Genomic DNA, 26,672 nt, shown 5'->3' with positions numbered 1-26,672 from the left:
GACGACATGTGTCGTCGGCGGCCACGTCTGTGGGCCCTGGATGAAGTGCACCCGCTACCGAGACTGGACGATCAATCGGGCGCACTAGACTGGAACCACACGGGCCTCTAGCTCAGTTGGCAGAGCATCGGACTTCAACAAAATAGGAGCGCCTCGGGGGAAACTCCGGGGATGACACCACTCAAAGTCGGGGAACCCTTACTGGGCAACCAGTTGGCAATCCCGAGCCAAGCCGGACGCGAGTTCGGAAGGTGTAGAGACTGGACGGGTGGCACCTACAGCGAAAGCCATGGTGAAGGGACAGTCCAGACCACGAACGTCCAGCGGGCGGCGGCGAAAGCCGAAGTGGCAAGTTAATCCGCGGGTCGAGGGTTCGAGCCCCTCGGGGCCCACCGTGTTATCCGGATCGAGTACGGGTGCGATTTCGCACCCTGCACTCCCTGTCTCACCCTCCCTGAATGTCGGAGCACGACGATATCGTCGCCGCAACGGCATCGGGGAGAGACATGAGCGATGAACGTCCGACAGCGGTATCGACCGGCGCGCTGAAGCAGTGCGGCACATGCCGGCAGTTCAAGGCCCTGACCGATTTCAATCGGAAGTCTGGGCGCGCAGACGGCCGCCAAGAGGTCTGCCGAGACTGCAATCGGGAGTCCTCACGGCGCTACTACCAACGCAATCGCGAGCATCACATCGCGGTGATCCGCGCACGCACCGTCGCACAGAGAGCCGAGAGTCTCGCCTACATCGCCGAGTATCTGATCGACCACCCGTGCGTGGACTGCGGCGCATCGGACCTCAGAGTTTTGGATTTCGACCACACGCCGGGCACGGACAAGCGAGACGGCGTCATGCAGCTCGTGCGCAACGGTTTCAGCATCCCCTGCATCGCAGAGGAGATCGAGAAATGCGATGTCCGCTGCCGCAATTGCCATGCGATCGTGACGTACGAGCGCATGGGGAGCAACTGGCGTTCCCTGGCGATGACCGAACGGAACTCAGAGTAGCGACATCCCGCGACGCCGAGCGAATCCCAGCGCCGGCCTCCTCAGCCAGGCCCGCGCCCGGTGCTGCCGTGCCGCGTTATCACCTCGCCTTCACCCTGGCCACCCCCTGCACAAGTGCTCGAGCGCGGCCGACCATCGAAGAGTCCCTGAACCGGGACGCCACTCCGACGGAAAGGACGAACAGTGACGAACACGACGGACTCGAAGATCGCCTTCCTGGCGACGGACGGCTACGAGGACAGCGAGCTCACCAGTCCCTGGGATGCCCTCACCGGGGCCGGAGCGACCGCGATCATGGTGTCGCCGGCCGAAGGCGAGATCACCGGCAAGAACGGGCACGTGCAGACTGTGGATCTCCCGGTCGCCGGAGCATCCGCCGACGACTTCGACGCGCTCGTGCTCCCCGGCGGCGTGGTGAACGCGGACCATCTGCGGATGGATGCCGATTCGGTGGCGTTCACGCGCGGTTTCTTCGAGCAGCAGAAGCCTGTGGGCGTCATCTGCCACGGCGCCTGGATACTCATCGAGGCGGGTGTCGTCGACGGACGCACGCTGACCAGCTATCCGAGCCTCGCCACGGATCTCCGCAACGCCGGCGCCGCCTGGGTGGACCAGGAGGTGGTGGTCGATCAGGGCCTCGTGTCGAGCAGGACTCCCGACGACCTCCCCGCGTTCAACGCGAAGGTCCTCGAGGAGGTCGAGGAGGGGCGGCACGCGGCACAGCGCGCATGACCTGCCCTCCGCAGCGGTTCGGCGGCTAAGCTCCGATCCTCGCCCGGTGCCTGCGCACGGCTGCGCGGTTGGCGCAGCGCACCGAGCAGTACCGCTGCCGGCCGTTCCGGGTCACATCGACGACCACGTGGGTGCACGGCTCCGCCGCACAGCGTCCGAGCCGGCTCATCCCCCGCGTTGACACATGCAGCGCCGTGCCGACCGAGATGACCGCACGCAGCATGGCCGGAAGCACTGCGGGTTGCTCCGGGGTGCCGTCGCGGTAATGCAGGTGCCATCCCTCGTCGTCGTGGTCGGTGAGGCGCGGATACGCTGCGGTCGCGGCCATCACGGCGTTCAGCAACTCGGCGCGCTCCGACTCCGAATCCGCGTCGACGACTCCCAGCCATTCGTCGATGACCTCGCGCGTGCGCGCATGATCGCCCGGGGTCTCACGGAATGCGATCGTGACGCCGAACTCCCGGGCTCGCGCCTCGATCCCGGCACGGTCGGACGGCCAGTCATCGGCGAGGGACGCAGCCAGCAGTACCGCATATTCTCCGTAAGGGTTGAGATGCATAAGGCCATTACATCACGCTGGAGTCATGGCTGATCTCGACACTCGACCGGTACCGGTCGCACACCCCGGGAAACAACGGCACGAGCATGCCTGGCTCACCGAATCCCGGCATTCGACGTCCGAGGGCGTGCTGCTGTACGTGCGGTGCTCGAGCTGCGGCATCCGTCGTGTCGATCTGCAGGCGCACCCTCAGGCGCCGCCGAACGCGATCAGCCACGAGATCGAGCGGACCTAGGCGGTCAGTTCGGCCAGCTTGCGGGTCGTGCGCAGATTGCGCGCGGTGCCCGCGACACCCAGCACTCGATCGAGCACCGCCTTCGTCAGCCTGCTCGAGTGGACCCCGCCCTCGGCGTAGTTGATCCAGAGATCGTGGCCGACCAGGGCGACCTCCTCCCCCGGCACCAGCCGCTCGCGGAGCGCCTCCAGCGCGCCCGGCGCCGGCCGGCCCTCGAGGAACATCGCATGCAGCAGCTTCTCCACCGGATCCGCGAACGGCTGGGCGGCAAGAGACGCCACCAGCGCATCGTGCGTGCGCAGGATCACCGGGGTGTCGACGCCGAACTCTTCTGCGATCAGCGTCCGCACCCGTGCGCAGGCCGCCGCAGCATCTGGCGGATGCTCGCAGATGATGTTCCCGCTCGCGATGTACGTGGATGCGTTCTCGACGATCTCCGACGTCATGAGCGCCTCACGCAGGCGCGCCATCGGGACGAGATTCCTGCCGCTGACGTTGACCGCCCGCAGCAGCAGCACACTGCGAGTCACGCGTCGGCGCTCTCCACCAGTTCGGCGCCCGCGTGTGCGAGTTCTGCCAGCGCCGCCTCGCTCGACTCCGGTCCGACGCCGGCGATGAGGTCGGTGAGGATGCGCACGCGCAGTCCATGTGCGATCGCGTCGAGCGCGGACGCGCGCACGCAGTGATCCGTCGCGATGCCGACGATGTCGGCGCCCAGCACGCCGCCGGCCGTGAGCACCGCCCCGACCGTCAGGCCATCTTCGGTGACGCCCTCGAACATCGAGTAGGCGGGCACGCCCTGCCCCTTGCGCACGTGGTGCGTCACCGCATCCGTCACGAACAGAGGGTCGTACTCGGCCCCGGCCGTTCCTGCGACGCAGTGCACCGGCCAGGTGTCCGTGTAGTCCGGAGCCTCCGAGAAATGGCCGCCGTTGTCGCCCGCAGCGTCGTGCCAGTCCCTCGAGGCGATGATGGCGTCGTACTCACCCGCATGCTCCGCGAGGAACGCGGTGATGCCGGACGCCACGGCATCGCCGCCTGTGACGGCGAGCGCGCCGTCCTCTGTGAAATCGTTCTGCACATCGACGATGAGGAGTGCTCTGCTCATACTCCGAGGGTACGCCGCCGGGAAGGGAAAGGCCCCGTGATGTTCGTCGCATCACGGGGCCTTCGGAGCCGCCCAAGGGAATCGAACCCTTGACCTTCTCATTACGAGTGAGATGCTCTGCCGACTGAGCTAGGGCGGCGTGTGCCGCATAAGCGGCACGATCAACGATATTACCCTGTCCGAGACCGTGCCGCGAACCGGCGACGCCTCACTCGCAGCGCAGGCCGTCCTCCGGCACGACATCGTCGAGCAGGAACGCCTCGACGGCGTCGTCCACGCACAGATTGCCCTTGTTGTAGCCGGTGTGCCCCTCGCCGACGCGGGTGATCAGCACGCCCTCTTCGAGCTGGCCGGCGAGCGCCTCCGACCACGCGTACGGGGTGGCCGGGTCGTTCGTGGTGCCGACCACGACGATCGGCCCCGCCCCCTCGGCCGTGATCTCACCGCGGGTGCCGGTCGGCGGGTACGGCCACACCTCGCAGGAATCCGGACCGTTCCAGTACGGCGCGATGGTGGGTGCCCCCTCGCGGATCCTGGCCATGGTCGCCTCCTCGGCGGCCGGGTCGGTCTCCACCGGGTAGTCCATGCAGTTGTACGCGCGGAAGGCCTCGGTGGAGTTGTCGATGTAGGCGCCGTTCTCGCGGCCGTTGTAGAAGTCGGCCAGGTAGAAGGCCGTCGCCGGGTCGCCCTGCAGCGCCTCGGTCAGCGCCTGCGTGAGGATGCCCCAGCTGTCCTGCGAATACAGCGCGGCGATGATCGCGGTCATCATGGCGTCCGCACCCATCATGCGACCGTCGCCGCTCTCGAGCGGCAGGCGATCGGCGCTCGCGAGGAGCGCACCGAGATCGGCCATCGCGTCGTCGACGGTGCCGTTGAACGGGCACTCGCCGGAGTCGAGGCAGTCCTGCATGTACGCCCGCAGCGCCGACTCGAAGCCGAGCGCCTGGGTGGCCCCCACGTCGAGTCCGGGCACGGAGGGATCGATCGCGCCGTCGAGGACGAGACGGCCCGCCTTCTCCGGATAGAGCTTCGCGTAGGTCGCACCGAGGAACGTGCCGTACGAGTACCCGAGGTAGTTCAGCTCCTTGTCGCCCAGCACCGCACGGATCAGGTCCATGTCGTGCGCGGAGTTGATCGTGGTGATGTGCTCGAGGATGCCGCCGCTGTTCGCCTCGCACGCATCGGCGAACGTCTTGTGCGCCTGGAGCAGCTCGGCCTCCCACTCCGGGGTGCCGCGCGGGGCGGCCGGGATGCCGTAGAGGTAGTCGTCCATCCCTGCCGCATCGAGGCAGGTCACAGCCGTGGACTGGCCGACGCCCCGGGGGTCGAAGCCGATCACGTCGTAGCTCTCGATGAGGGCCGCGCCGACGGCGAACTCCAGGCTGCCCTGGATGAGCTCGACGCCGCTCGCGCCGGGGCCGCCGGGGTTGGTCAGCAGCGAGCCCAGCGGGGTTCCCTCTGCCTGGTGGCGGACCACGGAGAGCTGGATCTCGCCGTCGCCCGGGTTCTCCCAGTCCAATGGAGCCGTGACCTCGGTGCAGTCGAAACCGCTGCCGCACGCGCTCCAGTCCAGCGTCTGCCCGTAGTACTGGAGCAGGTTCTCGGCCACTCCCTCGGTGTCCGGAGCGCTCGTGCGCGACGGGCGAGGAGCCGCCTGCTCGGGGATCATCGCGTAGAGGCACCCGGAGAGCGCGACGGATGCGGCAGCGAGGCCGGCGATGAGCGCGGAGAACCGCCGGATTCGGGAAGTCGTACGGTTGGTCACGGTGTCCTCCCGCTCGTGACAGTCACGAGCAAGCTCTCCAGGGCGAGCAGCGGTGCGACGTTGCGCTCCAGCGACTGACGCGTCTCGGCAAGGTGGTCAAGTACGACAAGCGTACGGGTCTCGGGCCATGCGTTCGCGAGACCGCTCAGCTCCGCCCGTAATTCGCTGTTGATGAGTTCGTCTTCGCGCCCGAACTGGAGCATCACGACGTCGCGGAACAGGGACTGCATGTCGGTGAGGACCCGGTCGATGCCATCACGCAGGCTGCGGGTCGCGCGTTTCTTCTGGTCGTCCTCGAGCGCCGACAGCTGCGCGCGCAGCGCGGGAGGCACCGCCTGCCCCTCGGCGATGCCGACGGTGCGCAGCAGCGAAGCACGCTCGGCCGCGTCGCGCTCGGCGGTCAGCGCCTTCGCATCCTCGGTCGCCGCCTGGATGATGCGGCCGGCGACCTCCACGGCATCGCCGACGCCGCGCACGCCGAGGACGGCACGGAGCGTGTCGTCACGACGACGCCGCGCGGTCTCATCGACCGCCAGGCGCTGCGCCATGCCGATGTGGCGCTGAGCATGCCGCGCGGCCTGTTCGGCGACGGCCTCATCGACGCCGGTGCGCAGCACGATCAGCCGTGCGACATCGGCGACGTCCGGTTCGCGCAGGCGCAGCGACCGGACGCGGGAGCGGATCGTCGGCAACAGGTCGGCCTCGCTGGGAGCGCAGAGGATCCACACGGTCTTCTCCGGCGGCTCCTCGAGCGCCTTGAGCAGTACGTTCGAGGTGCGCTCGACCATGCGGTCGGCGTCTTCGACGACGATGACCCGGTAGCGGCCGGCCGAGGGCGCGAAGTACGAGCGTTCGACGAGGGCGCGCGCCTCGGCGATCGTGATGATGACCTTGTCCGTGCGCAGCGCCGTGACATCGGGATGGGTGCCGGCCAGCACCTGGCGCATCGCGGCCTCGTCCCCGGGTTCGTCGGCCACGAGCGCGGCGGCGAACGCGTAAGCCAGCGTCGACCGCCCCGATCCGGGAGGGCCCGTGATCAGCCAGGCGTGCGAGAGCGCGGCGGGATCGGATGCTGCAGCGCGCAGCGTCTCGACGGCGGAGTCCTGCCCCCACACATCGCCCCACGGAAACGGAGCGGCGACGGTCTGGGGCATGGACTCAGCCTAACCGGGAGCGGGGACAGCATCCCTCGACGCGAGTGTCGCCTTTGCGACGCGACGGAGGGCTACGGTGCGAGGAGCGCCGCGACGCGGGTGCGGATGCCGTCGGCGATGTCGTCGCGGTCCGCTGCGGCGTCGACCACGAGGAACCGGTCGGGCTCCGCCGCAGCGAGCGCGAGATAGCCGTCACGGACCCGTCCGTGGAATTCGGCTTTCTCCGCTTCGAGGCGGTCGAACGGCTTGTCCGCCGAATCCAGCCGCGTCCGTGCGGTCGCCGGGTCGAGGTCCAGGAGCACGGTGAGATCTGGCAGGGCGCCCTCGGCCGCCCACAGCGACAGTTCCCGGACCTCGGTGGCATCGAGCACGCGGCCCGCCCCCTGATAGGCGACGGAGGAGTCGAGATAACGGTCCTGCAGGACCACGTCTCCGCGCTGCAACGCCGGACGCACGACCGTCGCGACGTGGTGCGCGCGATCGGCCGCGTAGAGCAGCGCCTCGGCCCGCGGAGCGATGTCGCCGCGATGGTGCAGCACGATCTCGCGGATGAGGTGCCCCACCTCCGACCCGCCGGGTTCGCGGGTCCGCAGCACGGAGTGCCCCGCACCGGTCAGCCAGGACTCGAGCAGATCCGCCTGCGTCGTCTTGCCCGAACCGTCGCCGCCTTCGAGGGTGATCCAGAAGCCGGAGCCTTCGGTCACGCGTCGGCCTTCTTCTTCGCCGCGTTGGCGGCCCGTGTGGCGGCGGCCTTCTTCGCCGCAGCCGAGCGCGCCGCGGCTTTCGCCGCATCCGTCGGAACCTTCTTGGCCGGCACCTTCTTGGCCGGTGCTTTCTTCGCGGGGGCCTTCTTCGCCGGGGCTGCCTTGGCTCCGCGCTTGGGAGCCGGTCCCTTGGCGCGCTTGTCGGCGAGCATCTCCACGGCGCGCTCGAACGTGATGTCCTCGGGCTTCTCACCGCGCGGGATCGTTACGTTCGTCACGCTGTCGGTGACATAAGCCCCGAAACGTCCGTCGCGGATGCGGATCGGCTTGCCGCTGACCGGGTCGGCGTCGAACTCGGCGAGTGCGCTGGAGGCGCGGCGGGAACCCGCCCCGTATTTGGGCTGCGCGTAGATCTCGAGAGCCTGCTCCAGCGTCACCTCGAAGATCTGCGCTTCGCTCTCCAGCGAGCGCGAGTCGGTGCCCTTCTTCAGGTACGGCCCGAATCGGCCGTTCTGGGCCGTGATCTCGTCGCCCGTCTCGGGGTCGGTCCCGACGACGCGCGGCAGGCTGAGCAGCTGCAGAGCGGTCTCCAGGTCGATCGTCTCGACGGACATCGAGCGGAACAGCGAACCGGTCCTCGGCTTGGGCGCCGTCTCCTTCTTCGCGCCGCGCTTCGGCTTCGCCGCGGGCGCTTCGACGACCTCGCCGGTGGCCGCGTCCACGGCATCCGGATCGACGGGGTCGTTCTCCTGCACGTAGGGACCGAAGCGTCCGTCCTTGACGACGATGATCTTGCCGTTCTCCGGGTTCTCGCCGAGGACGCGGTCTCCGGCCACCGGGGCGTCGATGAGCTCCTGCGCCTTCGCCTCGGTGAGCTCGTCCGGTGCGAGATCCTCCGGCACGTTCACGATGCGCGGCTTGGCCTCGGGGTTCGCAGGGTCCACGACCTCGAGGTAAGGACCGTACTTGCCGAAGCGCAGCGTGGCCGTGTCGGTGATGGGCGTGGAGTTCAGCGCTCGCGCGTCGATCTCGCCGAGGTTGTCGACGACCTGACGGAGCCCGACGTGCGAGTCCGAACCGAAGTAGAACGATTTGAGCCATTCCACCCGGTTCTGCTCGCCGCGGGCGATCGTGTCGAGGTCATCCTCGAGGGCTGCGGTGAAGTCGTAGTCGACGAGTTCGGCGAAGTGCTCCTCGAGCAGACGCACGACGCTGAACGCCAGCCAGGTGGGCACCAGCGCCTGGCCCCGCTTGACCGCGTAGCCGCGGTCGAGGATGGTCTCTGGGATCGATGCGAAGGTCGAGGGACGGCCGATGCCCTTCTCCTCGAGCACCTTCACGAGCGAGGCTTCGGTGTAACGCGGCTTGGGCGTCGTGCGGTGCCCCTTGGCCTCGGCATCCGAGACGGCGAGCGCGTCGCCGACCGCGACAGCCGGCAGCGACTGGTTCTCGGCGGCATCGGCATCGCCGCGCTTCTCATCGCGGCCCTCCTCGTACGCCTCCAGGAAGCCCTTGAAGGTGTAGACGGTGCCGGATGCCGTGAACTCGGCGGCCTTCCCCGCAGCGTCGACCGCGATGGTGACCGTGGTGGTCTCGTACTTGGCGTCTGCCATCTGGCTGGCGACGGTGCGCTTCCAGATGAGGTCGTAGAGGCGCTGCTCTTCGCGGTCGAGTTCGCCGGAGAGCGACGCCGGGGTGCGGAACGTCTCACCGGATGGGCGGATCGCCTCGTGCGCCTCCTGGGCGTTCTTGCTCTTCGACTTGTAGACGCGCGGCTTCAGCGGGACGGCGCTGTCGCCGTAGAGCGAGACCGCCTGGCTCCGCGCAGCCTGCACCGCCTGGGTACTCAGCGCGACGGAGTCGGTGCGCATATAGGTGATGTACCCCTTCTCGTACAGACGCTGGGCGACGCTCATCGCCTGCTTCGCACCCATCGAGAGCTTGCGACCGGCCTCCTGCTGCATGGTCGAGGTCGTGAAGGGGGCGTAGGGGCTGCGGGTTCCGGGCTTCGCCTCGACCTTGGTGACCGATCCGGTGCCGGCGGCATCGACCGCTCGGGCGAGGGTGGTGGCCGCGGCCTCGTCGAGGATGACGACGGCCTTCTTGAGCTTCCCGTTGTCGTCGAAGTCGGTGCCGCGGGCCAGCTGACCGCCGTCGACGCGGACGAGGCGGATCTTGAAGGAGGTGCCCGTCGCCGCGGCTGCGGCGTCGACGTCCCAGTACTCGGCGGACGAGAACGCCATGCGCTCGCGCTCCCGATCGACGATCAGGCGGGTGGCGGCGGACTGCACGCGTCCTGCCGAGATGCCGGTCTTCACCTTGTACCAGAGCACCGGCGAGACGTCCCAGCCGTAGAGGCGGTCGAGGATGCGCCGGGTCTCCTGCGCGTCGACGAGGTCGTGGTCGAGTTCGCGGGTGTTGCCGACGGCCGCCTGGATCGCATCCTTGGTGATCTCGTGGAAGACCATGCGCTTGACCGGGACCTTCGGCTTGAGGGTTTCGAGTAGATGCCAGGCGATGGCCTCGCCTTCGCGGTCCTCATCGGTGGCGAGCAGGAGCTCGTCGGCGGTCTTCAGTGCGCGCTTGAGTTCGGCGACCGTCTTGGTCTTTCGGTCGGACACGACGTAGTAGGGGTCGAAGCCGTTCTCGATGTCGATCGAGTACTTGCCGTACGCCTGCTTGTCCTCGGCGGGGATGTCCTTCTTGTCGGCGAGATCACGGATGTGGCCGACAGAGCTGAGCACCTCGTAACCGTCGCCGAGGTATCCCTGAATAGACCGCATCTTCGTCGGGGACTCGACAATGACGAGCTTCTTGCCTTCAGCCAAGGGGGCGTCCTTTCTTCGAAGCACACCATACACACCACTGCGCGGGGTCGTTCACAGTGACGGAAGCATGCGCGCCGTCAGTTTCCCTCGGGTGGCCCGGCACGGGCTCGGGAGACGGCAGCGAGTCCAGCGTACGCCGCCTGCACCTGTACGGTCGCAACGAAGTCCTCCACGGAGCAGGCGGTGAGGGTCGCTCCGGCTGCCGCCGCGACCCGCCCTGCGAGTGCGCACGGGGCCTCCGAGGTGGCGATCGCACCGCTGGCGGCATCGGCGGCGGCGAGCGCCGCAGCATCGGCGGCACCCGCCGCCCGCTGTGCGGTGACGGCCGCTCCGCCGACGGCCGCAAGCCCCAGGGACAGCGCAGCCGCGACAGTCAGGATTCCGGCTCCGAGCGCCGACCCTGCCATCAACGACCGCCGTCGAGTGCGCAGCTGGACGCTTGGAGGGGCACGTGGATCACCGCACCCACCGCCACGTCCAGACGCGCCGTCACGCACACCAGGTCGCCCTGGTGCCAGGGCGACACCGCTGCCCCGGACACCGACGCCGCGACAGCGGCGTCCGCGGCCGCGGCGCTCTCTCCGCGTCCGAGGAGCCGGGCGGCGTCAGCTGCGGCATCCTGCAGCGAGACCTGCCGTGACGCGGCGCCGAGCGCTCCCGCTCCCAGGAGGAGCGTCAGCACCACGGCGGGCAGCGCGAGCGCGAGCTCGGCAGCCACCGAGCCGCGATCGGCGACGGGGTCGTTTGCCGGGCTTCGCCCGCAGTCACTCATCCGGCCGCGGGCACCCCCGAGATCTCGGTCGGGTCGGTGCCGCACGGAGCGCGGTGGCACGCGCATCACGACACCGTGAGCGCACGGCGCACGAGGTCTGTGAGGATGCCGCGCACCTCCTCGGAGCGCATGATGACGACCAGCAGGCCGGCGAAGGCGACCGCCGCCATGGTGGTGATGGCGTATTCGGCCGTCGCGGCGCCACTGTCGTCGCCGAACAGGGCGGCGGCACGACGGCGGTCGAGGGTGGGGATGGTGTTCATGGTGTTCCTCTTTCTTGTGTCTGGAAGCCATTCGGCGTCCGTGGTGATTGGGAGGTGGTTCGGGGCGATCACAGCGGCAGCGGAGTCGAGGCGAGCACGCTGAGCAGCAGCGGCGCGACCCCGAGGAGCAGGAAGGCGGGGAGTGTGCACACTCCGAGCGGAATGAGCAGTCGCGTCGAGAGGCGCGCCGCGGCGAGCTTCCCCCGGACACGGGCGGCATGGCGGTCCTGTGCGGCCGACGCTCGCAGCAGTTCGCCGGCGGGGACCCCGGCCGCGCGGGAGAGCTCGAGGACCGCTCGGGTGCGCTCCTCCCCGCCCCGGCCGGTGGCCGAGCTGTCGCCGACCAGCCTCAGGGAGCGCTCGATGGACGCCCCTCCGGAGAGGGCGACGGCCACCAGTTCGGCCTGGATGCCCGGCGTTCCGGGCTCGGGCTGCGCCTTGAGCAGCATCCGTCTGGTCCACATCCGCGCGGCCAGCACCAGACCGAGACCCGCGACCACGCATGCGCCCCCGACCGGGTTCGAGACGATGACGCTGAGCGTGTCGAATCCGAGCGCGAAGCCAAGCAGGAGCCCTGCCAGCGGCATCCAGAGCAGCAGCCGTGCGGTGCCGGCAGGTTCGGCGAGCGCGATCCTGACGTCGTCCGCGGCGGACGCCGCATCCTGCAGCGTGTCCGCCAGCATCCGCAGCACCTCGGCCAGCGGCGCGCCCACCGTGGTCGCGACGTCCCACGCGGCGGCGAGGTCGACCCATGCACCGCCTTCGGCCTCGACCGCGGCGAGCAGAGGGATGCCGCCCTCGAGCCGATCGACGATCCTGGCGGCGTGCGGATCGCCGCTCTCGGCGAGGTGGCGCCAGGCGACGACGGGCACCGCGCCCGCCTGCAGCAGCACGGCCAGGGTGCGCACGGCGGTGGACGCATCCTCCACGGTGGAGTCGGCGGCGCGAGACGATCTCACCACGGCTGGACCTCCTCGATCCCGAGGCGACCGCCGTTCAGCGTGAAGACGCCCGCCTGCGCGATGCTCCGAGCCCCACCCGGAGCGCGGGCGAGGTGCAGCACCATGGTGAACGCGCTCACCGCCTGCCGGGCTAGTGCCGTGGCATCCATTCCCGCCAGCGCGCCCAGAGCCTCCAGCCGGGCCGGCACGTCGAGCAGCCCGCTGGCGTGAAGAGTGCCCGCACCGCCGTCGTGGCCGGTGTTCAGCGCGGTCAGCAACTCGCGCACCTCCTCACCGCGGCACTCCCCGACCACGAGCCGATCCGGCCGCATCCGCAGCGATTCCCGCACCAGCCGGGCGAGGCTGATCCCGCCGGCGCCCTCGAGGTTGACCTGCCGCGCCTCCAGCGCCACATGATGAGGGTGCCGCGGCTGCAGTTCGGCGACGTCTTCGATCGTGACGATCCGCTCCCCTGGCGGCACCGCACTGAGTAGAGCCGACAAGAGTGTGGTCTTGCCGGTGCCGGTGCCACCGGTGATGAGGATGTTCGCCCGCTCGGCGACGAGTGCGGTCAGCCAGTTCTGCTGGCGTGCGTCGAAGGCGCCGAGAGCGGCGAGGGCGTCGAGATCGGCGGCACGCACCCGCGGCACCCTGATCGACAGTGCCGTCCCGGAGGTCGAGATCGGGGCGAGGACGGCGTGCACGCGGATGCCGGAAGCCAATCGGACGTCGACGCACGGCGCCTGGTCGTCGAGATGCCTGCCGCCGAGACCCACGAGGGCGACGGCGAGATCGCGGACCTCTCGCTCCGACGCGCTCCACCCGGCCACGCGCTCGGCACCGTGTCCGCGATCCACGAAGAGTCCGGCGGCGCCGTTGACGAAGATGTCCGTCACCGCTTCGTCGGCGCAGTGCTCGGCGAGCGCCCCGAACGACGGATCGACGCGCAGCGGTGCAGAGCCGGCGCGCATCGAGGGCGACGGCGCCGGAGCGGTGCCGCCGCGTGGCTGGATGACGAAGGAATCGGCCATTCCCCGACGCTAGGCAAGCGGCCCCGCACCCGGACATCGGATTCACGCGTCCTGTGCAGAACTCTTCCTGCCACTCATCCGTGCAGGGATGTTCCCGCTGCGGGGGATGGACGGATCGCGGAGGCGCTCTGCACAGAGAAGGGCGGCACCTCACGGGGGGAATGAGATGCCGCCCACGGCGGGGCCCGTTCGGGGGAAACGGGCACGCCAAGGCCGGAATGAGATTTCGGCTGTCGTCGAGTGTACGCAAGGCGACCATCCTGACAAAACCCATTCGTATACCGACTTTCGGCAGTAGGCGATGTGGGACCTCGCGATTAGATTCACGGTGACCTGGTCACGCCACCCACCTGACCGAGCCCGCAGGAACAGCAATGCCGCAAAGGAGCGCCTGCCGATGAGCAGCCAGATCGATCACCTTCTCGATGAGACCCGCCGATTCCCGCCGTCGGAGGAATTCGTCGCGCAGACCATCTCGTCGCCCGCTCTGTACGAGCGCGCCGCCTCCGACCGAGAAGGGTTCTGGGGCGAGCAGGCCGGCGAGCTGCTGCACTGGCACAAGCCGTTCACCCGTGTGCTCGACTGGACGAACCCGCCTTTCGCGAAGTGGTTCGACGACGGCGAGCTGAACGTCGCCTACAACTGCCTCGACCGGCACGTCGAGGCGGGCAACGGCGACCGAGTCGCCCTGCTCTGGGAGGGCGAGCCCGGCGACGAGCGCCGCATCACCTACTCGGAGCTGACCGAGGAGGTCAAGCGCGTCGCCAACGTGCTCGAAGGACTCGGCGTCGGTCATGGCGACCGCGTCGCGATCTACCTGCCCATGATCCCCGAGGCCATCGCCTCGATGCTCGCGGTGGCCCGGATCGGCGCCATCCACTCGGTGGTGTTCGGCGGCTTCAGTGCGGACAGCCTGCGCTCGCGCATCGACGACGCCGGCGCCAAGGTGGTCATCACCGCCGACGGCGGCTACCGCAAGGGCAAGGTGTCGGCGCTCAAGCCCGCCGTCGACCAGGCGCTGAGCGACCGCGGCGACGGCGAGCAGCAGACCGTCGAGCACGTGCTCGTCGTGAAGCGCGGCGGCAACGACGTGGACTGGGTCGACGACCGAGACGTGTGGTGGCACGACGCGGTGCCCGCGGCATCCGCCGAGCACATCGCGCAGGCGTTCCCGGCGGAGAACCCGCTGTTCATCCTGTACACGTCCGGCACTACGGGCAAGCCGAAAGGCATCCTGCACACCTCGGGCGGCTATCTCACCCAGGCCGCCTACTCGCACAAGTACGTCTTCGACCTGCATCCGGAGACCGACGTGTTCTGGTGCACGGCGGACATCGGCTGGGTCACCGGGCACTCCTATGTCGCATACGGTCCGCTCGCGAACGGCGCCACTCAGGTGCTCTACGAGGGCACTCCGGATGCTCCGCACCCCGGCCGCTGGTGGGAGATCATCGAGAAGCACAAGGTCTCGATCTTCTACACGGCTCCGACGGCGATCCGCTCGTTCATGAAGATCGGCCGCACGGTCCCCGCGAAGTTCGATCTGTCATCATTGCGGCTGCTCGGATCGGTGGGCGAGCCGATCAATCCCGAAGCGTGGATGTGGTACCGCGACGTCATCGGCGGTGGGAAGACCCCGATCGTGGACACGTGGTGGCAGACCGAGACCGGCGCGATCATGGTCTCCGCGCTCCCCGGCGTCACGGCCACGAAGCCCGGTTCGGCGCAGGTCCCCCTTCCCGGCATCACCCTCGACGTCGTCGATGAGACAGGGGCCGAGGTCGGCAGCGGAAACGGCGGACTTCTCGTGATCACCGAGCCGTGGCCGAGCATGCTGCGTGGCATCTGGGGCGACCCGGAGCGCTACAAGGAGACCTACTGGGAGAAGTTCGAGGACCAGGGGTACTACTTCGCCGGCGACGGCGCCCGCCTCGATGAGGACGGCGACCTGTGGCTGCTCGGACGAGTGGATGACGTCATGAACGTCTCCGGTCACCGGCTCTCCACGGCGGAGATCGAATCCTCCCTGGTGGCGCACGAGGCGACGGCCGAAGCAGCCGTCGTCGGGGCGTCCGACGAGACGACCGGCCAGGCCGTGGTCGCCTTCGTCATCATCAAGGAGAGCTACCTGTCCGAGCACGACCCCGCCGGTCTCGCCCAGCAGCTTCGGCTCTGGGTCGGAGAGCAGATCGGCGCGATCGCCCGACCTCGCGACGTGTACATCGTCGGCGAGCTCCCGAAGACCCGCTCCGGCAAGATCATGCGCCGTCTGCTCCGTGATGTCGCGGAGGGACGCGAGGTCGGCGATACGACGACCCTCGCCGACACCGCGGTGATGAGCATCATCTCGGCGCAGGTCAAGTAGGCCGAAACCCCCTCATATTGTCGAGACCCCCTGTTGCGAACGTCTGCAACAGGGGGTCTCGACAGTGGACGGGGGTCTGGACGAATCGAAGCCCTACGCGAGGATGAAGGTGACCTCGACCTCGACCGGAGCGCCGAGGGGGAGCTCCGAGACGCCGACGGCCGCACGCGCGTGTTTGCCCGCGTCGCCGAAGATCTCGCCGAGCACGTCGCTCGCACCGTTGATCACGCCGGGCTGACCGGTGAAGGCGGCGGCGGACGCGACGAACCCGCCGACGCGCAGCACGCCGCGCAGGCGGTCGACTCCCCCGGCGGCATCCGCGGCGGCGGCGAGGGCGTTCAGGGCACAGGTGCGCGCGTACGCCTTCGCGTCCTCGGCCGTGACCTGGGTGCCGACCTTGCCGATCGCGGGCAGCGCTCCGTCGATGAACGGCAGCTGGCCCGAGGTGTAGACGAGGTCGCCGTGCACGACGGCGGGGACGTAGGCGGCGACCGGCGCCGCAACCGGGGGCAGCTCGATCCCGAGCTCGGTCAGCCGGGCAGCGATGCTCATGCCGCGCCGCCTTCGAACTGGCGCGAGGCCTCGGCCGCAGCGGCGAGGCCGGCGTTGGCCGCGGCATCCGTCGTGATCGGCCGCTTGAGGTAGGCGACGAGCCCGCCCTCGGGGCCCTGCACGACCTGCACGAGCTCCCAGCCCTGCTTTCCCCAATTGTTGAGGATGGCTGCGGTGTTGTGGATGAGCAGCGGCGTGGTGAGGTACTCCCACGTGGTCATGGCACTCCTGTCGATTCGGGCGCTTCTTCATCTTCGGCAGGCTCAGAGAACCCGAAGAAGGCGTGCGCGCCCGTCAAAGGCTGTTTTCAGGGAACTCCCCTACGATCAAGCGTATGCCTCAAACGAATCGCACGGTGAAAGGCGTGCTCGGCGGCCTCCTCGGGCTCGTCGGGCTCAGCGCCGTCGCCGGCCTTCTGGTCACCGCCACCGTCACCCCGGTCCTCGCGATGACCGGCCTCGCCGGCACCCAGGCCCTGACGCTCTTCGACGAGCTCCCCTCGAACCTCGACCCGTCGTCGCCGATGGAGCAGACCACCTTCTACGCGACGGGACCCGACGGCGCCCCGTTCAAGATGGCGTCGGTCTTCGAGCAGAACCGCATCCCCGTCACGTACGAGCAGGTGGCTCCGGTGATGTTCGAGGCGGTGCTCTCCAGTGAGGACAAGAGCTTCTACAGCCACGGCGGCGTCAACCTCGGTGCCACGGTGAAGGCCATCGTCGACAACGTCAGGGGCACCTCGTCCCGCGGTGCGTCGACCATCAGCCAGCAGTACGTGAAGAACGTGCTGATCCAGGAGTGCGAGCAGGACGCCGATCCCGAGTCCGAGACCTACGCGGACGAACTCGAGCAGTGCTGGCTCGACGCCACGAATGCGACCGGCAGCGACGGCATCAAGCGAAAGCTGCAGGAGATGCGCTTCGCGATCCAGATCGAGAAGGAGGTGCCGAAGAACGACATCCTCCTCGGGTATCTGAACATCGCCAACTTCGGCGGAACCGTGTACGGCATCGAGGCCGCCGCGAACTACTACTTCTCCACCAGCGCAGCCAACCTCACGCTCACGCAGGCCGCCACTCTGGCCGGCATGGTGCAGAACCCGAACTACTACCGGATCGATCTGCCCGAGGGCACCGCGACCGTGGGCGAGGTCGCTGTCAACAGCGCGGCAGACGGCTACTCGAAGGCGAAGGATCGCCGTGACTACGTGCTCGATCGCCTGCTCAAGGATGGGAAGATCACCCAGGAGCAGCACGATCAGGCCTTCGCTGAGCCGATCACCCCGGTGATCACCCAGCCCGTTCAGGGCTGCGCCGCTGCAGGAGACAACGCCTACTTCTGCCAGTATGCGAAGTCGATCGTCGAGAACGATCCCGCCTTCGGCGCCACCCCGGAGGAGCGCCGCACGAACCTGCGCCTCGGCGGCATGCAGATCTACACGACTCTCGATATGCGTGTGCAGCAGACGGCCATCGACGCCGTGAGGTCGCAGGTGCCGCAGACGCTGCCCGGCATCCTCGTCGGCGGCACCGGCGTCTCGGTCGAGGCCAGCACCGGCCGCATCCTCGCGATGGCGCAGAACACCGTGTTCAACGAGACCACGAGCGCCAACCTCGCCAACGGCGAGTCCGGCGTGGTTTTCGCAGCCGACCGGGCCCACGGCGGCGGCGGCGGCTTCTCGACCGGTTCCACGTACAAGCTCTTCACCCTGCTCCGCTGGCTGGAGACAGGCCACTCGGTCAACCAGGTGCTCGATGGCCGCGTCAAGACGTTCACCCCCTTCACGATCTGCGGCCAGAAGGTGCCGAACGCGGCGAAGATCGAGAACTTCGGCAGCGGGCGCGGCGGCGTGCAGAGCGTGCGTCAGTTCACCGCCTCCTCGCTGAACACCGGCTTCCTGGCGATGGCGCAGCAGCTCGACCTCTGCGAGATCAACGAGGTCGCCAAGAAGCTCGGCGTGCACTACGGCAACGGTGTCGATGTCACTCAGCCCGAGTTCGACGGCGATGCGCCCAACGCGCCCTTCCCTGCCGTGCTCGGTTCCAAGAGCATCCCTCCCCTGCAGATGGCCGGAGCGTACGCCGCCGTCGCCAACAAGGGCATCTTCTGCGAGCCGAAGGCGATCGACCGGGTCGTCGGACGCGACGGCGCCGACCTCCCGATTCCGGCGACGACATGCACTCAGCAGCTCACCCCTGAGGTGGCCGCCACCGCCGCCTACGCCCTCCGCGGCGTGATGGAGGGCGGCACCGGCTCCGGCGCCAACCCCGACGACGGCATTCCTGTGATCGGCAAGACCGGAACCGCCGAGGCGGAGCACACCATGCTCGTCGAGTCGAGCACCAAGGTCACGACCGCGGTGTGGGTGGGCAACATCCAGGGTCTCGAGCCGCTGAACAGGTATGAGTGGAACGGCACATCGCTGAACAACGTCCGCTATGGCCTCGCGCGGGACATCCAGGGCGCTGCCAACGACGTCTACGGCGGCGACTCGTTCCCGGAGCCCGACGGAAACCTCCTCCGCCAGGTGCTGACCAACGTGCCGAACGTGGTCGACAAGACAGTCGACGAAGCGACCGCGATCCTTGAGGAAGCCGGATTCTCCGTGTCCGTCGGCGCTCCCGTCGACAGCGACAAGCCGGCCAACGTCGTCGCGGCGCAGGATCCGCAGGGACAGGCCCCCAGCGGCGGCACGATCACGATCTCGCCGAGCAACGCGCAGGGTGCGACCGTGCCTGATGTGAAGGGTCAAGCCAAGGCTGCCGCCCAGGCCGCGCTGATCGCCGCCGGATTCAAGTCGATCTCGTTCGACAAGTCCTGCAACCCCCCGGAAGCGGTCGTGAAGGCGACCAGCCCAGCGGCGGGCACGGCGGCGAAGAAGAGCACGCCGATCGCGGTCTCGTGCGAGTAAGCGCGCACCCGGCCCTCGTCGCCCTCGGTGCGGTGGGGGCCCTCGGCGCGGCCGCAGCCGTGTGGGGCATCGGCATCGAGCGATACCTCTTCACGGTGCGCGACGTGACGGCCCCTGCTCTCGCGCCGGGCTCGGCGCCGATCCGGGTGCTGCACATCTCCGACGCCCACATGGCGCCGTGGCAGCACCGCAAGCAGGACTGGCTGGCTTCGCTCGCGCAGCTGAAACCCGACCTGATCGTCAACACGGGCGACAACCTGGGCCATCGTGACGGGCTGGCCGGCATCCGGCGCGCCTTCGCGCCGTTCGCTGGTGTCCCCGGCGTTTTCGTACACGGCTCGAACGACATCCAGGCACCATCTCCGCGCAATCCGCTGCGGTATTTCGCGGGCCCGTCACAGCGTCACCACGAGCCGGAGATGCTCGACACCGACGCGATGGATGCGTACTTCACCGACGAGCTCGGCTGGACCGATCTCAACAACGCCGCCGCGCGCCTCACGATCGCCGGCGACACCATCGACGCCTTCGGCGTCAGCGATGCCCACCGCGACTGGGATCGACTCGAGGACCTGCCCGAGGCTCTCGCTGCTCTGGGACCGCGCGATGCCGGCACCTCGGTTCTCGGAGTCACACATGCTCCGTATCAGCGGGTGCTCAACGGCTTCATCGGCCTGGATGCCGACGCCATCTTCGGCGGTCACACCCATGGCGGTCAGGTCTGCCTTCCCGGATACGGCGCCTTGGTCGCGAACTGCGACATTCCGCTGAAGCAGGCGAAGGGGCTCAGCACCTGGACGCTCGACGGGCGGAGCGTGCCGCTGAACGTCAGTGCCGGATGCGGGCATTCGATCTACGCCCCCGTCCGGTTCGCGTGCCGCCCCGAGGCGACGCTGCTCACCCTGACGGCGCGGGAGCACGATTCGGCGTCACGGTGATTTCACTGTAGACTCGGAGGGTTGCAAAACGGGGTGTGGCGCAGCTTGGTAGCGCGCTTCGTTCGGGACGAAGAGGTCGCAGGTTCAAATCCTGTCACCCCGACCAGTAACACCGGAAGGCCGCCCTCGAGGCGGCCTTCCTCGTATCCGCATCGGCGAGAGGGACGCATGAGAGACCTGCTCCCGCCACCCCGCCGGATCACCCGTGGCGTAGCTGCCATCGTCGGCCTCCTCCTCTTCGCCGCTCTCGCGATGCTCACGCTGACGCCTCCTCGCATCGAGGATCGGATGCCGAACCTCCTCGACCGCGTCGTCGAGGAGGTCCACCAGCTGGGTTGGAACCGGCTGGGTTTCACCGAGCTCGAAGTCCTCGCGAACGTTCTCGTCTTCGTACCCGTCGGCGCCCTCGCCTTCGTGCTCCTCCCCCGACGGGTCTGGGTGCTGTCGCTCCTCACCGGTCCCGCGATATCGGTCATGATCGAAGGAATCCAGCGCGTGGCACTTCCTCATCGCGCAGCGACCGTGAACGACGTCGTCGCCAACTCCATCGGCGCCACCGCCGGTGTCGCTCTCGCCATCGCCTGCACGCTGCTGTTCGCCTCACGATCTTCGCAGCCGCCGTCGCCTAATCTGGAAGCATCATGACCGCGCCCGCCCTCGTCGCCTTCGACCTCGATGACACTCTCGCTCCGTCCAAGGGAGCGATCAGCCCCCGCATCGCCGACCTCCTGCGCGCGTTGCTGCGCTCGGTGGACGTCGCCATCATCTCCGGTGGCAACGAGGAGCAGTTCCGCTCGCAGGTGATCGCCCAGCTCGGCGAGGCGGATGCCGCGTCCCTGGCCCGCCTGCACCTGCTGCCGACCTGCGGCACCCGCTACCTCCGCCACGACGGGTCCGGCTTCGACCTCGTCTATGCGCACGACCTCTCCGACGACGAGAAGTCCGGCGCCCTCACCGCCCTGCGTGAGGAGGCCGAACGGCTCGGCTACTGGGAGACGTCACCCTGGGGCGAGATCCTCGAGGACCGTGGCTCGCAGATCACCTTCTCCGCTCTCGGTCAACAGGCCCCTCGCGATGCGAAGCACGCATGGGACCCGACCGAGGTCAAGCGCGCAGCGCTGCGCGACGCCGTAGCCGCCCGCCTCCCAGGGCTCGAGGTGCGCTCCGGCGGATCGACGTCGATCGACATCACCCGCGCCGGTATCGACAAGGCGTACGGGATGCAGCAACTCACCGAGCACACCGGCATCCCGCTGTCCAGCATGCTGTTCTACGGCGACCGCCTCGACGAGGGCGGCAACGACTACCCCGTACTCGCCCTCGGCGTGCCCTCCGTGGCCGTGGACGGCTGGGAGGACACCGCCGAGAAGCTCGACGAGCTGCTGGCGACGCTGGACCCCGCAGAGCGGGTCCGCTGACCGACGGGCCTCAGCGCGCAGGCACCTGAGCGGTGGGCCGGGCCACCGGCACCAACCGCTGCAGCTGGGTGACGTGGCCGGGCTCCAGCTCGGCCAGCGTGGAGACGCCGAGCAGCCGCATCGTGCGCACGATCTCGCCACGCAGGATGTCGATCGTGCGGTCGACGCCCGCGCGCCCGCCGGCCATCAGGCCGTACAGGTAGGCGCGGCCGATCAGGGTGAAGTCGGCGCCGAGTGCGACCGAGGCCACGATGTCGGCCCCGTTCATGATGCCGGTGTCGATCATCACCGTGAAGTCGTCTCCCACCGCCGAACGCACCGAGGGCAGCAGGTGGAACGGGATCGGAGCACGATCGAGCTGCCGGCCGCCGTGATTGGACAGCACGATGCCGTCGACTCCCTCATCGCGCAGCTTCAGCGCATCCTCCACGGTCTGCACGCCTTTGATGACGATCTTGCCGGGCCAGATGTCGCGGATCACCGCGAGATCGGCGTAACTGATGGTCGGGTCCATCGCGGCATCCAGCAGTTCGCCGACGGTACCTCCGGTGGTGCTCAACGAGGCGAACTCGAGCTTGGGCGTGGTGAGGAAGTCGTACCACCACCACGGCCGAGGCATCGCATCGATGATGGTGCCGAGCGTCAACTGCGGCGGGATCGAGAATCCGTTGCGCTTGTCACGGAGGCGGGCACCGGCGACCGGGGTGTCCACCGTGAACTGCAGGGTATCGAACCCGGCGGCGGCAGCCCGGCGGGTGAGCTCGTAGGAGATCTCGCGATCGCGCATGACATACAGCTGGAACCAGTTGCGCCCGTGCGGATTCACCGCCTTCACGCCTTCGATCGATGTGGTGCCGAGGGTGGACAGGGTGAACGGGATGCCTGCGGCAGCTGCCGCACCGGCGCCGGCCGACTCGCCTTCGGTCTGCATGAGACGCGTGAACCCGGTCGGTGCGATGCCGAACGGCAGCGCACTCGGGCCCCCGAGGATCTCCACCGATGTGTCGACGTCCGGCGCGGGCCGCAGGATGCCGGGGTGGAACTCGATGTCCTGGAACGCCTGACGCGCGCGCGTCAGCGAGAGTTCGCCTTCGGCGGCGCCGTCGGTGTAGTCGAAGGCGGCCTTCGGAGTGCGGCGCTTGGCGATGAGGCGCAGATCGCCGATCGTCAACGCCGCATCGAGGCGGCGCTTCCGGCCGTTCAGCTCCGGCTTCTTGAACTTCATCAGCTCGAAGAGCTCGGCGGGATTGGGAACCTGGCGCGTGACCATGGTGTTCCTCTCAGTCGGTGGTCGTGGTGTTGCGCGGATCGGCGCGTCGGGTGAGGCCCGTGGCCGTGTAATAGCCGGCGATGTGGTCGCGGACGAGGGCGCGCGCGGCATCCGTCTCGCCCGCATCGATCGCAGCGACGAGGGCGCGGTGCTCGCTGCGCAGCCGACCGGACATCGCTTCCCAGTCGGATATCGCCGCCGCCCCCTCCTGTACGTACGACTCGATGGCCGAACGCAGACCGCCCATCATCGCGGCGATCACGGTGTTGCCGCTGGACTCCGCGAGAGCGAGGTGCAGCTGCGCGTCGAGGGCCAGGAACTCCGAGGCGCTGAGATCGCGGGCATCCATCGCTTCGAGCATCCGGTGCGCGATGGACAGATCGCGATCCTGCGCCCCTGCAAGAGCCGTGACGACGGCGTCCTCGAGGACGAGGCGTGTGCGGACGACATCCGCCAGCGGGAAGCCTTGAGCGGCCACCTGAAGCCGCAGCAGCGTGGACAGGCCGCCGGTGGGCGTGGCGATGACGATCGCGCCGGACTGCGGCCCGGAACCGGTGGCCGTGCGGATCAGGCCCATCACCTCGAGCACCCGCAGCGCTTCACGGACGCTGGACCGCCCGACACCCAGGTCGGCCGCGAGGTCGCGCTCCGATGCGAGGCGATCGCCGGGGCCGAGACGCCCGTCGAGGAGGTCGCGTTCGACGCTCTCCAGCACGAGTCTCCAGGCGCGCGGCGCCGACTCGGGCTCGCTGCGCTCCGACATCCGTCCTCCTGTGGTCTGACCACAGGTTAGCCTGTGTGGTCAGACCACGCAAGAGCGCGCGTGACAGCCCCCGCAGTCGAAGCCCGGAGCTCAGCTCAAGCGGCCGCCGGACTCTTCCAGGTAGCAGGCGCCGCACAGCGATTCGTAGGTCGTGACCAGCTGGTCCCCTCCGCCGTCGATCGCGACCTGATCACCGTCGAAGACGAAGCGTCCGCCGATGACGCGGCCGTTGAAGACCGCCTTGCGCCCGCAGCGGCAGATGGTCTTCAGCTCCTCCAGAGAGTGCGCGATCGCGAGCAGCCGCGCAGAGCCCGGGAACGCCTGCGTGCGGAAGTCGTTGCGGATGCCGTAGGCCATCACCGGGATGCCGTCGTCGACGGCGATCCGGAACAGGTCGTCGACCTGCGCGGCGGTCAGGAATTGGGCTTCGTCGACGAGCAGGCAGGCGACGTCGACCGAGCCGCCCGGAAGCAGCTCATCGTCGGCGGAATGCCGCATCCGCTCCCGGTGGGCGGAGAACAGGGCCCGCGCATCGTCTTCCGGCCCGATCAGGAAGTCGACCTCGCGGGTCATCCCGAGGCGGCTCTCGATCTGGGTCGCGCCCTTGGTGTCGATCGCGGGCTTCGCCAGGAGCACATGCTGGCCGCGCTCTTCATAGTTGTACGCGGCTTGGAGGAGAGACGTGGACTTGCCCGAGTTCATCGCGCCGTAGCGGAAGTAGAGCTTCGCCACCGAGGCCTCAGCCGTTGATGCCGAGCGTCGCCGCCGTCGCCGCCGTGGACTTCTCGGCGAGAGCGGCGTCCGTGTTGAGCTGCTCCCCGAACGTCGGGATCAGCTCACGCAGCGCCGGCTCCCAGCTCGGGTACTGCTCGGGGAAGCACGACTTCAGCAGGCCCAGCATGATCGGCACCGCGGTCGACGCACCGGGAGATGCACCGAGGAGACCGGCGATGCTGCCGTCGGACGAGGAGATCACCTCGGTCCCGAACTGCAGGATGCCGCCCTTCTCGGGGTCCTTCTTCATCACCTGGGCCCGCTGACCCGCGTCGATGAGGGTCCAGTCCTCATCCTTCGCGGTCGGCATGAAGATGCGCAGGCTGTCGACCTTCTTGCGATGGTTCTTCATCAGCTCACCGACGAGGTACGTGATGAGATCGGGGTTCTTGACCGCGACCTGGAGCATCGGCACCAGATTGTGCGGGCGCACCTGCGTGACGATGTCGAGCATCGAGCCCTTCTTGAGGAACTTCGGGCTGAAGGTCGCGAACGGGCCGAACATCAGCGACGACTCCCCGTCGACGACCCGGGTGTCCAGGTGCGGCACGGACATGGGCGGAGCACCGACGGAGGCCTGCGAGTACACCTTCGCCTTGTGCTGGGCGACGACCTTCGGGTTCGTGGTCTTGAGGAACTGACCGCCGATCGGGAAGACGCCGTAGCCTCTGATCTCCGGGATGCCCGAGTTCTGCAGCAGCTTGAGCGCCCATCCACCCGCGCCGACGAAGACGAAGCGGGCCTTCACCTCGTTCGGGGTGCGTCCGATGGAGTTGCGGTACTTGACCAGCCAGCCGCCGTCCTTCTGCTTCTTCAGGCTGCGCACCTCGTGGTTGACCCGCAGATCGACTCCGTCGGCGGTGAGGTGGTCGAAGAGCTGGTGGGTGAGGGCTCCGAAGTCGACGTCGGTTCCGGCGGGGACGCGGGTGGCCGCGAACGGCTCGCCCTTGCGGCGATGCTGCATGAGAAGCGGCGCCCATTTGTTGATGACGCGGGAGTCCTCGCTGTACTCGATGCCGGCGAACAGCGGCTGCTCCTTGAGCACCTCGTAGCGCTCCTTGAGGTAGGCGACATCCTTCTCGCCGCGCACGAAGGTCATGTGCGGGGTGGCGTTGATGAAGGTCGACGGCTCGTCGAGCACGCCCTTCTCCACCAGTGACGACCAGAACTGGCGGCTCTGCTGGAACTGCTCGTTGATGTTCACCGCCTTGGCGGGGTCGAGCGGGCCGCTCGCGTTCTGCGGCATGTAGTTCAGCTCGCAGAGGGCGGCGTGGCCGGTACCCGCGTTGTTCCACGGGTTCGAGCTCTCCTGGGCGACATCGGAGAGTCGCTCGAAGGCGACGATCTTCCACTCCGGCTGCAGCTCGTGCAGCAGAGTACCCAGGGTGGCGCTCATGATGCCACCACCGATCAGGACGACATCGACGGTTTCAGTCACCGAACCAGTCTAGTTCCCGGGCACGATGCCGCCGAACCACTGCCGAAGGGTCAGACGGCGGATGCTGCGCCGATACGCGCGGCGACGAGTTCGGCGATCTGCACCGCGTTCAGTGCGGCGCCCTTGCGCAGGTTGTCGTTGCTGATGAACAGCACGAGGCCCTTGCCCTCGGGGGCGGACTGGTCGGCGCGGATGCGGCCGACGAAGCTCGGGTCCTTGCCCGCGGCGTGCAGCGGCGTCGGCACCTCCTGCAGGACGACGCCGGGAGCAGCGGACAGCACCTCACGAGCCCGCTCCGGTGTGATGTCGCGTGCGAACTCGACGTTGATCGACAGCGAGTGGCCGGTGAACACCGGCACGCGCACGCAGGTGCCCGCGACGCGGAGGCCGGGGAGCTCGAGGATCTTGCGGCTCTCGTTGCGGAGCTTCTTCTCCTCGTCGGTCTCGTTCTGCCCGTCGTCGACGATGGAGCCGGCGAGCGGGATGACGTCGAAGGCGATCGGCGCGACGTACTTCTCCGGCTTCGGGAAGTCGACGGACGAGCCGTCATGCACCAGGCGCAGCGTGTCGCCCTGGGCGATGACGCCCTCGATCTGGCCCAGCAGTTCCTGCGCTCCGGCGAGACCGGAGCCGGAGACGGCCTGGTAGGTCGAGACGATGAGACGCTCGAGACCGGCCTCGGCGTGCAGCGCCTTCAGAGCCGGCATCGCTGCCATCGTGGTGCAGTTCGGGTTCGCGATGATGCCCTTGGGGCGCTCGTCGATCGCGTGCGGGTTGACCTCGCTCACCACGAGCGGCACCTCGGGGTCGTTGCGCCAGGCGCTGGAGTTGTCGATGACGACCGCTCCGGCAGCCGCGAAGCGCGGCGCATACGCGCGGCTCGCGGTCGCGCCGGCCGAGAACAGGGCCACGTCTATGCCCGCGGCATCCGCCGTCTCGACATCCTCGACGATCACGGAGACGCCGCCGAAATCGATGGAGGTGCCGGCGGAGCGCGAAGACGAGAAGAGCCGCAGATCGCGGATCGGGAACGACCGCTCGGCGAGAATCTCGCGCATCACGGTGCCGACCTGGCCGGTGGCGCCGACGATGGCGACGGAGAGTCCTGAATCGGAGATGCGGGTCATGATGTTCCTTGGCGTCG

At 68.5% G+C, this 26,672-nt stretch carries 27 protein-coding genes and 2 tRNA genes; 9 read left to right on the top strand and 20 right to left on the bottom strand.

Features of this window, described 5'->3' with window-relative positions; all coding sequences use genetic code 11:
* Positions 1 to 458: 458 nt before the first annotated feature.
* A complete protein-coding gene (locus CUR96_RS02900; RefSeq protein WP_146008116.1) occupies positions 459 to 1,007 on the top strand; it encodes a hypothetical protein in 549 nt (182 codons plus the stop codon).
* Positions 1,008 to 1,190: 183 nt separating this feature from the next.
* Entirely contained in the window at positions 1,191 to 1,739 is a 549-nt protein-coding gene (locus CUR96_RS02895) for a type 1 glutamine amidotransferase domain-containing protein (RefSeq protein WP_102191779.1), read from the top strand.
* 25 nt (positions 1,740 to 1,764) lie between these two features.
* Here CUR96_RS02895 and CUR96_RS02890 read toward each other — a convergent pair whose 3' ends face one another.
* A complete protein-coding gene (locus CUR96_RS02890; RefSeq protein ID WP_102191778.1) occupies positions 1,765 to 2,298 on the bottom strand; it encodes a CGNR zinc finger domain-containing protein in 534 nt (177 codons plus the stop codon).
* Between the two features lie 25 nt (positions 2,299 to 2,323).
* Between CUR96_RS02890 and CUR96_RS02885 the strand changes: the two genes are divergently transcribed.
* Positions 2,324 to 2,533 (top strand): hypothetical protein, encoded by a 210-nt coding sequence (locus CUR96_RS02885; RefSeq protein WP_102191777.1) that lies wholly within the window; start codon positions 2,324 to 2,326, stop codon positions 2,531 to 2,533.
* Here the strand turns inward: CUR96_RS02885 and CUR96_RS02880 are convergent.
* The 12 genes from CUR96_RS02880 to CUR96_RS02825 form a co-directional block, all read right to left on the bottom strand.
* Positions 2,530 to 3,063 (bottom strand): DUF1697 domain-containing protein, encoded by a 534-nt coding sequence (locus CUR96_RS02880; RefSeq protein ID WP_102191776.1) that lies wholly within the window; start codon positions 3,061 to 3,063, stop codon positions 2,530 to 2,532. The two genes, CUR96_RS02885 and CUR96_RS02880, sit on opposite strands and share 4 nt — an antisense overlap.
* On the bottom strand, positions 3,060 to 3,641 hold the full coding sequence (locus CUR96_RS02875; RefSeq protein WP_102191775.1) for an isochorismatase family protein: 582 nt from the start codon (positions 3,639 to 3,641) through the stop codon (positions 3,060 to 3,062). The genes CUR96_RS02880 and CUR96_RS02875 overlap by 4 nt, the downstream gene beginning before the upstream one ends.
* A gap of 66 nt (positions 3,642 to 3,707) precedes the next feature.
* Positions 3,708 to 3,780: transfer RNA gene (locus CUR96_RS02870), tRNA-Thr, on the bottom strand.
* Positions 3,781 to 3,849: 69 nt separating this feature from the next.
* Positions 3,850 to 5,406: an alpha/beta hydrolase gene (locus tag CUR96_RS02865; RefSeq protein WP_180968916.1), complete on the bottom strand. Its 1,557-nt coding sequence runs from the start codon at positions 5,404 to 5,406 to the stop codon at positions 3,850 to 3,852.
* Complete coding sequence (locus CUR96_RS02860) at positions 5,403 to 6,560, bottom strand: DNA polymerase III subunit delta' (RefSeq protein ID WP_102191774.1); 1,158 nt, start codon at positions 6,558 to 6,560, stop codon at positions 5,403 to 5,405. Before CUR96_RS02860 ends, CUR96_RS02865 begins: the two co-directional genes overlap by 4 nt.
* A gap of 71 nt (positions 6,561 to 6,631) precedes the next feature.
* Positions 6,632 to 7,264 (bottom strand): dTMP kinase, encoded by a 633-nt coding sequence (tmk, locus tag CUR96_RS02855; protein ID WP_102191773.1) that lies wholly within the window; start codon positions 7,262 to 7,264, stop codon positions 6,632 to 6,634.
* Entirely contained in the window at positions 7,261 to 10,092 is a 2,832-nt protein-coding gene (topA, locus tag CUR96_RS02850; RefSeq protein WP_102191772.1) for a type I DNA topoisomerase, read from the bottom strand. Before topA ends, tmk begins: the two co-directional genes overlap by 4 nt.
* Positions 10,093 to 10,169: 77 nt before the next feature.
* The gene (locus CUR96_RS02845; protein WP_102191771.1) at positions 10,170 to 10,499 is read right to left on the bottom strand and encodes a helicase; all 330 of its coding nucleotides are present in this window, start codon (positions 10,497 to 10,499) and stop codon (positions 10,170 to 10,172) included.
* Positions 10,499 to 10,810, bottom strand: coding sequence for a TadE family type IV pilus minor pilin (locus tag CUR96_RS02840; RefSeq protein WP_102191803.1), 312 nt, complete (start codon positions 10,808 to 10,810; stop codon positions 10,499 to 10,501). Before CUR96_RS02840 ends, CUR96_RS02845 begins: the two co-directional genes overlap by 1 nt.
* A gap of 119 nt (positions 10,811 to 10,929) precedes the next feature.
* Entirely contained in the window at positions 10,930 to 11,127 is a 198-nt protein-coding gene (locus CUR96_RS02835; protein WP_102191770.1) for a DUF4244 domain-containing protein, read from the bottom strand.
* A 68-nt stretch (positions 11,128 to 11,195) separates the two neighbouring features.
* Positions 11,196 to 12,089 carry a type II secretion system F family protein gene (locus tag CUR96_RS02830; RefSeq protein WP_180968915.1) on the bottom strand — a complete coding sequence of 298 codons (894 nt, stop codon included), beginning with the start codon at positions 12,087 to 12,089 and terminating at the stop codon, positions 11,196 to 11,198.
* Positions 12,083 to 13,099: a TadA family conjugal transfer-associated ATPase gene (locus CUR96_RS02825; RefSeq protein WP_102191769.1), complete on the bottom strand. Its 1,017-nt coding sequence runs from the start codon at positions 13,097 to 13,099 to the stop codon at positions 12,083 to 12,085. Before CUR96_RS02825 ends, CUR96_RS02830 begins: the two co-directional genes overlap by 7 nt.
* A 397-nt stretch (positions 13,100 to 13,496) precedes the next feature.
* Here CUR96_RS02825 and acs point away from each other — a divergent pair, with 397 nt between their 5' ends.
* Entirely contained in the window at positions 13,497 to 15,464 is a 1,968-nt protein-coding gene (gene acs / locus CUR96_RS02820; RefSeq protein WP_102191768.1) for an acetate--CoA ligase, read from the top strand.
* A gap of 93 nt (positions 15,465 to 15,557) precedes the next feature.
* On the opposite strand, the gene CUR96_RS02815 is transcribed toward acs, so the two are convergent.
* Together CUR96_RS02815 and CUR96_RS02810 are read right to left on the bottom strand one after the other, a co-directional pair.
* Positions 15,558 to 16,016: a RidA family protein gene (locus tag CUR96_RS02815; RefSeq protein ID WP_102191767.1), complete on the bottom strand. Its 459-nt coding sequence runs from the start codon at positions 16,014 to 16,016 to the stop codon at positions 15,558 to 15,560.
* Positions 16,013 to 16,237: a hypothetical protein gene (locus tag CUR96_RS02810; protein WP_102191766.1), complete on the bottom strand. Its 225-nt coding sequence runs from the start codon at positions 16,235 to 16,237 to the stop codon at positions 16,013 to 16,015. Before CUR96_RS02810 ends, CUR96_RS02815 begins: the two co-directional genes overlap by 4 nt.
* Before the next feature lie 113 nt (positions 16,238 to 16,350).
* On the opposite strand from CUR96_RS02810, the gene CUR96_RS02805 reads away from it, so the two are divergent.
* From CUR96_RS02805 to CUR96_RS02785, 5 genes are all read left to right on the top strand, one after another.
* The gene (locus tag CUR96_RS02805) at positions 16,351 to 18,927 is read left to right on the top strand and encodes a transglycosylase domain-containing protein (protein WP_180968914.1); all 2,577 of its coding nucleotides are present in this window, start codon (positions 16,351 to 16,353) and stop codon (positions 18,925 to 18,927) included.
* Positions 18,918 to 19,865: a metallophosphoesterase gene (locus CUR96_RS02800; protein ID WP_102191765.1), complete on the top strand. Its 948-nt coding sequence runs from the start codon at positions 18,918 to 18,920 to the stop codon at positions 19,863 to 19,865. Before CUR96_RS02805 ends, CUR96_RS02800 begins: the two co-directional genes overlap by 10 nt.
* A gap of 29 nt (positions 19,866 to 19,894) precedes the next feature.
* Positions 19,895 to 19,971: transfer RNA gene (locus tag CUR96_RS02795), tRNA-Pro, on the top strand.
* 62 nt (positions 19,972 to 20,033) lie between these two features.
* The gene (locus tag CUR96_RS02790; protein WP_102191764.1) at positions 20,034 to 20,510 is read left to right on the top strand and encodes a VanZ family protein; all 477 of its coding nucleotides are present in this window, start codon (positions 20,034 to 20,036) and stop codon (positions 20,508 to 20,510) included.
* Positions 20,507 to 21,283 carry an HAD-IIB family hydrolase gene (locus CUR96_RS02785; RefSeq protein ID WP_102191763.1) on the top strand — a complete coding sequence of 259 codons (777 nt, stop codon included), beginning with the start codon at positions 20,507 to 20,509 and terminating at the stop codon, positions 21,281 to 21,283. Before CUR96_RS02790 ends, CUR96_RS02785 begins: the two co-directional genes overlap by 4 nt.
* Positions 21,284 to 21,293: 10 nt before the next feature.
* On the opposite strand, the gene CUR96_RS02780 is transcribed toward CUR96_RS02785, so the two are convergent.
* From CUR96_RS02780 to CUR96_RS02760, 5 genes are all read right to left on the bottom strand, one after another.
* Positions 21,294 to 22,553 (bottom strand): alpha-hydroxy acid oxidase, encoded by a 1,260-nt coding sequence (locus tag CUR96_RS02780; RefSeq protein ID WP_102191762.1) that lies wholly within the window; start codon positions 22,551 to 22,553, stop codon positions 21,294 to 21,296.
* Positions 22,554 to 22,563: 10 nt separating this feature from the next.
* Positions 22,564 to 23,316, bottom strand: a complete 753-nt coding sequence (locus CUR96_RS02775) for a FadR/GntR family transcriptional regulator (RefSeq protein ID WP_102191761.1) — start codon at positions 23,314 to 23,316, stop codon at positions 22,564 to 22,566.
* A 90-nt stretch (positions 23,317 to 23,406) separates the two neighbouring features.
* Complete coding sequence (locus tag CUR96_RS02770) at positions 23,407 to 24,048, bottom strand: thymidine kinase (protein WP_102191760.1); 642 nt, start codon at positions 24,046 to 24,048, stop codon at positions 23,407 to 23,409.
* Positions 24,049 to 24,055: 7 nt separating this feature from the next.
* Positions 24,056 to 25,528 carry a malate:quinone oxidoreductase gene (locus CUR96_RS02765; RefSeq protein WP_102191759.1) on the bottom strand — a complete coding sequence of 491 codons (1,473 nt, stop codon included), beginning with the start codon at positions 25,526 to 25,528 and terminating at the stop codon, positions 24,056 to 24,058.
* 50 nt (positions 25,529 to 25,578) lie between these two features.
* Positions 25,579 to 26,655, bottom strand: a complete 1,077-nt coding sequence (locus CUR96_RS02760) for an aspartate-semialdehyde dehydrogenase (RefSeq protein ID WP_102191758.1) — start codon at positions 26,653 to 26,655, stop codon at positions 25,579 to 25,581.
* Positions 26,656 to 26,672: the final 17 nt, after the last annotated feature.

Source organism: Microbacterium aurantiacum (assembly GCF_002872075.1).
GTDB lineage: Bacteria > Actinomycetota > Actinomycetes > Actinomycetales > Microbacteriaceae > Microbacterium > Microbacterium aurantiacum_A.
This window is presented reverse-complemented; position numbering and strand designations above follow the sequence as displayed.